General features: G+C 70.1%; 7 protein-coding genes. All 7 read right to left on the bottom strand.

Features of this window, described 5'->3' with window-relative positions; translation table 11 throughout:
- Nucleotides 1–52: 52 nt before the first annotated feature.
- Nucleotides 53–958, bottom strand: coding sequence for an alpha/beta hydrolase (locus BJQ90_RS15415; RefSeq protein ID WP_226761111.1), 906 nt, complete (start codon nt 956–958; stop codon nt 53–55).
- The gene (locus BJQ90_RS15410; protein WP_226761110.1) at nt 955–1,647 is read right to left on the bottom strand and encodes a TetR/AcrR family transcriptional regulator; all 693 of its coding nucleotides are present in this window, start codon (nt 1,645–1,647) and stop codon (nt 955–957) included. Before BJQ90_RS15410 ends, BJQ90_RS15415 begins: the two co-directional genes overlap by 4 nt.
- Nucleotides 1,644–3,326, bottom strand: a complete 1,683-nt coding sequence (locus BJQ90_RS15405; RefSeq protein ID WP_226761109.1) for a class I adenylate-forming enzyme family protein — start codon at nt 3,324–3,326, stop codon at nt 1,644–1,646. The genes BJQ90_RS15410 and BJQ90_RS15405 overlap by 4 nt, the downstream gene beginning before the upstream one ends.
- A complete protein-coding gene (locus BJQ90_RS15400) occupies nt 3,323–4,603 on the bottom strand; it encodes a branched-chain amino acid ABC transporter permease (protein WP_226761108.1) in 1,281 nt (426 codons plus the stop codon). Before BJQ90_RS15400 ends, BJQ90_RS15405 begins: the two co-directional genes overlap by 4 nt.
- On the bottom strand, nt 4,600–5,475 hold the full coding sequence (locus BJQ90_RS15395; protein ID WP_226761107.1) for a branched-chain amino acid ABC transporter permease: 876 nt from the start codon (nt 5,473–5,475) through the stop codon (nt 4,600–4,602). Before BJQ90_RS15395 ends, BJQ90_RS15400 begins: the two co-directional genes overlap by 4 nt.
- Nucleotides 5,472–6,227, bottom strand: a complete 756-nt coding sequence (locus tag BJQ90_RS15390; RefSeq protein ID WP_226761106.1) for an ABC transporter ATP-binding protein — start codon at nt 6,225–6,227, stop codon at nt 5,472–5,474. The genes BJQ90_RS15395 and BJQ90_RS15390 overlap by 4 nt, the downstream gene beginning before the upstream one ends.
- The coding region (locus tag BJQ90_RS15385; RefSeq protein WP_226761105.1) for an ABC transporter ATP-binding protein at nt 6,224–6,971 on the bottom strand (748 nt) is incomplete at its 5' end. The genes BJQ90_RS15390 and BJQ90_RS15385, both read right to left, overlap by 4 nt.

Here is a 6,971-nt window from a genome sequence, read left to right as displayed (position 1 = left end):
AACGGCGGGCTGCCGGAGGACCGGCGGGCGGCAGGCGTAATCGGCGAGGCAACTACGCGACCGCCAGTGCCTCCCGCACGGCGTCCGCGACGGCGGCGGCGCCCGCGGCGCCCATGATGATCGTGTAGTGGTTGACGTCCGGGACCTCGCGCACGGTCAGGGCCGGCAGCTTCTCCGCCCAGGCATCCAGATAGCCGGGCGCGTAGAGGCCGCCGGGTTCGTCGAGCAGGCCGCGCGGTGCCCGCAACACGAGGGTGTCCACCGCGAGCTCGTCCAGGGCCTTCAGGAGCGAGGCGCCGCGGTGAAGCTCGGACGTGTCGTCCGCCATCGCCTGGTACCGTGTGGCCGGCCGGAGCGCCGGCTCCTCGCCGGTGAGGTCGTAATCCACGTACTCCTCCACGGCCGGGCTCCAGTCCGAGCTGAAGGCCGGATGCTGCTTCCAGAAGCTGCGGTAGACCTCCCGGCTGGCGAAGGTGGCGTTGAGTCGCTCGGCTGCGGGACCGAGGACGGCGGTGACGATTTGCTCGTCGCTGAGTCCTGCCGGCACCTGCAGCGGCAGCCCGCCGTCGACCAGCACGAGGGAGCGCACCCGCTCCGGGAACAGGTTCGCGAGGACCACGGAGGCGAAGGCGCCCATCGAATGGCCCACAACGACCGCGGGCCCGGTGCTGAGCACGGCCAGCACGGCCGCGAGGTCCTCGGCGTGGGTGGGCATGCCGAAGGGCGCGGGCAGCGCGTTGCTGCGGCCCCGGCCCCGCAGGTCCGGGGCAATGATCCTGACCTCGGGCAGGGCCTCAGCCAGCACCGGCCAGGCCATGTGGGACGCGGTGACGCCGTGCACGGCGAGGATCGTCGGGGCGGCCGGATCCTCGGGACCCCAGAGGGCGGTGTGCAGGGTGCCGCCGCGGACCTCCACTTCGGTGGTCCGGTAACTTGGATTGCTGGCTGCCTGGTTCATGGGGCTGTCCCTTCCTGGGTCTGAACGGTTGTGGAGGCGGGGCCGGGAGCGGCGCTGGTGCTGGTGGCGCCCGGTGACGGGGCGAGCGCACGTTCGATGAACTGCATCATTTCCTCGAAGACTTCCGCCGGGACGTCCGGACGCGCACCCTGGGCGGGTTCGGCGCCTTCCTCGTCCCACAGCACCCAGCGCATGCCAATCAGCTCGCCGATGCCCATCAGGGCCCAGGCCGCCACGGTGGGGTCCATTTCCCGGACTTCGCCGCTGAGCTGCGCGGCTTTGAGCCCCTCGATGTAGCCGTTGACGATCCGGGTGTAGTGCAGCCGCAGCGCCCCGGGCGAGACGAACTCGGCCTGCCGGATGATCCGGTACAGCGCGGGGTGTTCCGCGGTGAACTTGAAGAAGGCCCGGAATCCGGCGCGTTCGGCCGCGAGCCGGGTCCCGGCCGACCGTGCCGCGTCAGTCATGGCGTGCCGGACCCGCCGGTTCAGGTCCTCGACAACCTCGTCGAAGATGGCTTGTTTGCCTTCGAAGTAGAGGTAGAAGGTGCCGAGCCCGACGCCGGCCTCCTCGGTGATCTTCACGATCGAGGCATCGTGGTAGCCCACCGAGGCGAACAGCGTCTCGGCGGCCTGCAGCAGCTTGGCCCGGGTGCGGGTGCCCCTCGCGGTGCGGGGCGCGGCGCTCACCGCCGGCTCCCGCTTGTGGGCAGGGTTCCGGGCAGTGCGGCCGCGGCGTTTTCGTGGGGCCCGTCCGGCGTCGGCCCGTCCGGCGTCGGCCCGTCCAGCTGTTGCCGGAGCCGGGCGCGCAGGACCTTGTTCAGCGCCGTGCGGGGCAGCGCAGCAACGGTCTCGATCCGCGAGGGGACCTTGAAATGCGCCAGTTGGGAAGCGCAGTGCTCCAGGAGTTCCTGCTCATCCGTGGCCACGCCGGGGCGGATCACAACAAAGGCGACCCCGGTTTCGCCCCAGCGCCCGTCCTCCACCCCGACGACGGCGGCCTGCGCCACCGCCGGATGGGCCAGCAGCACTGCCTCGACCTCGGCCGGGGCCACGTTCTCGCCGCCGGAAATGTAGATGTCCTTAAGCCGGTCCACCACCCTGATGTAGCCCTCGGCGTCGCGCTCCACGAGGTCGCCCGTCCGCAGCCATCCCCCGACGAGGACGGCGGCCGTGGCGGCGGGGTCGCGGAAGTACCCGGCGAAGACTCCCGGGCCGCCCACCAGCAGTTCCCCGGAGGCGGCACCGTCCAGGATTTCCCCGGTCACGGGATCGGACACGGCGACGGCGACGTGCGGGTACGGTTTGCCCGAGTATCCCACCATCCGGACGGCATCCTCGTTGGCCAGGCACAGCACATTGGGTGATGCCTCGGTCAGGCCGTAGCCCTGGCTCAAGGCCACTCCCCTGCGGTGCCAGATGCGCAGCAGCGGCGCCGGCATGGGCGCCCCGCCGACCACGGCGTGCCGGAGGCTGCCGAGCTCCGCGGAGGCGAAGTCGGGGTGTTCGGCGAGCATCAGGTACTGGGTGGGGACGCCCATCAGCATGGTCACGCCCCGCTCCGCGATCAGCTGCAGGACCCGGCCGGGTTCGAAGCCGCGTTCCAGCACGACGGTGGCGCCGGTCCACCAGGCCAGCAGCGGCTGGATGTTCCAGCCGCCGACGTGGAACTGCGGCAGCACCGCCAGTACGACGTCGGTGCTGCCCAGATCCATCGTCCGGGACAGCGACAGGTTGGTCCAGAAGCAGTTGGCGTGGGTCAGCACGGCGGCCTTGCTGGCCCCCTCGGTGCCTGACGTGAAGATCATCAGGAGGGGGTCGTCGTCGCGCACCTCCCTGGCTGCTTCCTGCAGGTGGGCTTCGGCCCGGCAAGTGACCATACCGGGCACTGCTGACGGCAGCCTGCGGGACGGCGGGGGCACCGACTTTTCTATCCCGCCGGGGCCCAGTGCGGCGGTCCGGGGCCGGTGTGCGAGCTGGGTGCATGCCGCGGCGGCGAGGGAGTCCAGTTCGTCCTCGACGAGCAGCAGCTGGGGGTCGGCGAGCTCGAGCTGCGCGGCGAGTTCCTTCGCCGAGAGCCGCCAGGACAGCGGCACCAGAACCAGCCCGGCCTTGGCGCAGGCGAAGAAGGCCACCACGTGGTCCGAGCTGTTGCCGGTCAGGGTCGCGATCCGGTCCCCGGTGGCGTAACCGGCGGCCTTGAGGGCGGCGGCGAGGCCCGCTGCCCGCCGTTCCAGCTCGCCGTAGCTCAGCGTGCAGCCGCGGTCGTCGACGGCGATCCGTTGCGGGGTGGCGAGGCTGCGGTCGGTGGTCCAGCGGCCGAGGGTATGCAGTCCGTCCGCCCGGCCGGGACCTGTGGTGTTGCTCATGCTGATTCCTCCAGGATGTCGCGGGCCGCTGCCGTGCTCTGACCGCCGGCAGCGTGCCCGCCGGTGCTGTCATTTCCGGCACTGTCACCGGCACCAGTGCCCCGGCTTCGGTTGCGGCGCTGGGCCAGCCGCTGCGCGGTGCCCGTCAGGCCCCCAGGCAGGAAAAGCACTACGAGGATGAACAGGGTGCCCAGGATGAACAGGGGTTCAGACAACGGTACCCGCAGGATGTCCGGGAGCGCGGCGATGGCGTCGGAGTTCGCCAGGGTGGTGAGGCGCTGGTCCAGGATGGTGTAGAAGACGCCGCCGATCACAGCGCCCCAGCGCGAACCGACGCCGCCCAGGACCACCATAACGAGCAGGGTGATGGTCAGGTCGGCGGACATGGCGCGCGGCACGGCGCCGCTCTGCAGCAGCAGGAACACCATGCCGATGATGCTGACCAGGATGGCGGAGACCACGAAGATCAGCAGCTTCACGAGGTACGGCTGCAGGCCCAGGACACGGACGCGGAGTTCGTTCTCGCGGACCGCGGCGGCGACGTGGCCGGCGCGGGAGGACTGCACCCAGGTGACGATGATGAACACGGCCACGAGCACCGCCAGGGCCAGCCAGTAGAGGTTGCGGGTATTGGCCACCCCGACGAGGATGTCGGGCAGGTTGTCGGTGCGCAGCGTGAGGCCTTCGTCTCCGCCGGTCCGGCCGTCCGGGTTGCGGCCCACGATCACGGAACCGGCCTGCGCGAATGCGAGCGTGACCATGGCGAAGGGGATGCCGCTGACCCGGAGGCTGATGCTGCCCACCACATGGGCCAGTACGATCACGATCAGCAGGGTCAGTCCCATCGCGGGCAGCAGCGGGATGTCCAGGTTCTGCAGGATGATGGCCAGCCCGTAGACGCCGGCGCCGAAGTAAAGGGCATGGCCGAAGGAGAGCAGGCCGGCGACGCCGAGCAGCAGGTGGTAGGTCAGCGCAGCGGCGGCCATCAGCATGCACATTGCGAGCAGCTGCAGGGATCCCGGCGTGTACGTCGGTCCGGGCAGCACGCCGGGCAGGGACAGGTTGAGCAGCGGCAGGAGCACCAGGAGCACGATTCCGGCGAGCCCGGCGGCAGCGCCGGCGATCCCCCGGCGGGTCAGGCGCGGCCGGCCAGGACGGCCGGGCCCGTTGGTGACGGTTGTCCGGCGGGTTTCCCGGACGGCCGCACCGGTGCCCTTGCTACCCGTGCTGTCGGTGGCAGCCCTGTTGGTGCCGGCGGCGTCGGTATCGGTGGTCATGAGGTTCTCCCGAGCAGGCCGGAGGGACGGAACAGCAGCACGAGCGCCAGGGCGAGCACCACGACGAAGTCGCCGGTGCCGCCGAGGTAGAAATTGGCGAACTGCTGCAGGACGGCGACGGCGACCGCGGCAATGGCCGCGCCGGTCAGCGAACCCAGTCCGCCGATCACGGTGACGATGAAGGCAAAGATCAACAGCGAGCCGCCGAGCATCGGCGAGACGTAGCCGAAGTAGTGCGAGGCCAGGACACCGCCCAGGCCGGCGGCAGCGCCGCCGATCGTGAAGACCAGGGTAAAGGCCTTGCGCACGTCGATGCCGAGGGCCGTCACCATGGAGCGGTTCTCGACGCCGGCGCGGATGATCATGCCGTAGCGGGTGTTCTTCAGGAAGAACACCAGGGCGAGCAGCACCAGGACGGCGGCGATGATGCAGACAAACCGGTCGTTGGGGACGCGGGCGCCCAGGATCTCCGTGGTCTCCTTGAACCAGGCTGGTCCCTGGATGAACACCGGGTCGGTGCCCCAGATGCCGTCGAAAAGGGCCACCGCAGCGAGCGAGAGGCCCACCGTGATGAGGACCTGCTCGATGTGCCGCTGGTACAGCCGGCGGATCAGCACGAACTCGGTGAAGGCGGCAAACGCGGCCCCGGCGGCGGCTCCGACCAGCAGGGAGAGCAGGAACGTCCCCCAGTTGTCCGAGCCGGTCCGGCGGGCGATTTCCCAGCCGGTGAAGGCCCCCAGGGTCAGGAAGGCACCGTGCGCGAAGTTGAGCACGCCCATCAGGCCGTAGATCAGGGACAGCCCGGCGGCCACCAGGAAGTACAGGGCACCCAGGCCCAGGCCGGTGAAGAGCAGGAGGACGACGGTGCTCACAGGGCGGCGCCTTTCGCAGCTGTCTTCCCGGCTGCCGGCTCAGTGGAGACGCCCAGCAGCTGCTGGGTCAGCTCGGCGTCGTCGAGGAACTCCAGGGCGTTGCCGGTGTGCACGACCCGGCCGCCGGAGACGACGACGGCACCCCCGGCGAGCTGGCGGACCACATGCAGGTTTTGCTCGACCAGGAGGATGGGCACGGTTTTCGCGGCTTCGGCGAGGGTCTCGGCGACCTCGGCGACGATTTTAGGGGCAAGGCCCTTGGTGGGTTCGTCGACGAGGAGGATCTTGTTGGTGTTCAGCAGCGCACGTGCCAGCGAGACCATCTGCTGCTGGCCGCCGGAGAGGGTGCCGGCCATCTGGCCCGACCGGGCGAGCAGGTCCGGGAAGAGCTCCTCGACGAGCTGGCGCCGGGGGGCGGCGTCGCGTTCGGCGAGCCGGAGGTTTTCCGCCACCGTGAGCTTGGAGAACACCTCGCGGTCCTCGGGAACGTAACCCACTCCGCTGCGGATGATTTTGAACGTCGGCTCCTTCTCGATCCGCTCGCCGTCGAGCTCCACGGCCCCGGTGCGCTCGATCAGGCCGATGATGGCCTTGATGGTGCTGGTCTTCCCGACGCCGTTGCGGCCCAGCAGCGCCGTGATGCCGGTGGCCGGGACGGTGAAGCTGACATCCTCCACGACCTGCTGCCCGGCGATGTGGGCGTTGAGTCCCTGCACGGTCAGGATGGGGCGGGTTTGGGCCGCGGCGGTCATACGGGTTCTCCCAGGTAGGCACTTTGCACGGTGGGGTCCGCCATTACGGCCTCGGGACTGTCCAGCGCCAGCAGGCTGCCGTGGTGCATCACGGCGACCCGGTCCACGAGCCCCAGGACCACATCCATGTGGTGCTCCACCATCATCACGGTGCAGCCGCGGTCCCGGTGCAGCCGTGCGATGATCGCGGTGAGCGACGGAACGTCCCCCGACGCCACTCCGGCCATTGGTTCGTCCAGGAGCACGACGGCGGGATCGGTCGCCAGCAGCACGGCGATCTCCACCTTTCGCTTCTCGCCGTGGGAGAGGTCCCCCGCCGCCGACGAGAGCTGGCCGGTGAGGCCGACCTCCCCGATGGTGCCGCGGGCAATCCGGGTGGCTTCATCGGAGGCCGAGGGGAAGAGCAGGAGGCTGTTGCTGCCGCCGAGTTTCGACTGTGCGGCGAGCCGGACGTTTTCCAGCACGCTGAGCCGGGGAAAGAGGTTGGAGGTCTGGAAGGTCCGCCCCAGCCCTGCTTTTGCCCTGCGGTGGATCGGCGCGGCCGTGATCTCGCTGCCGTTCAGCGTGATGGTGCCCGCGCTGGGCCGCATCACGCCGGAAATCAGGTTGAACAAGGTGGTTTTGCCGGCACCGTTCGGGCCGATGACGCCGACCATTTCGCCCGCGGCGACGTCGAAGCTCACATCCTGGAGGATGCGGGCACCGCCGATCTGCAGGCCGAGGCCGTCCACCGCAAGGGCGGGC

Source organism: Arthrobacter sp. SO3 (genome assembly GCF_020532825.1).
Classification (GTDB): Bacteria; Actinomycetota; Actinomycetes; order Actinomycetales; family Micrococcaceae; genus Arthrobacter.
Note: the sequence above shows the minus strand (reverse complement) of the source record. Positions and strands in the feature narration are given on the sequence as shown.

Bases quoted from the DNA above. Each gene is read 5' to 3' on its own strand.
- BJQ90_RS15405 (WP_226761109.1), bottom strand. From the start codon at position 3,326: ATGAGCAACACCACAGGTCCCGGCCGGGCGGACGGACTGCATACCCTC.
- BJQ90_RS15415 (WP_226761111.1), bottom strand. From the start codon at position 958: ATGAACCAGGCAGCCAGCAATCCAAGTTACCGGACCACCGAAGTGGAG.
- BJQ90_RS15390 (WP_226761106.1), bottom strand. From the start codon at position 6,227: ATGACCGCCGCGGCCCAAACCCGCCCCATCCTGACCGTGCAGGGACTC.
- BJQ90_RS15400 (WP_226761108.1), bottom strand. From the start codon at position 4,603: ATGACCACCGATACCGACGCCGCCGGCACCAACAGGGCTGCCACCGAC.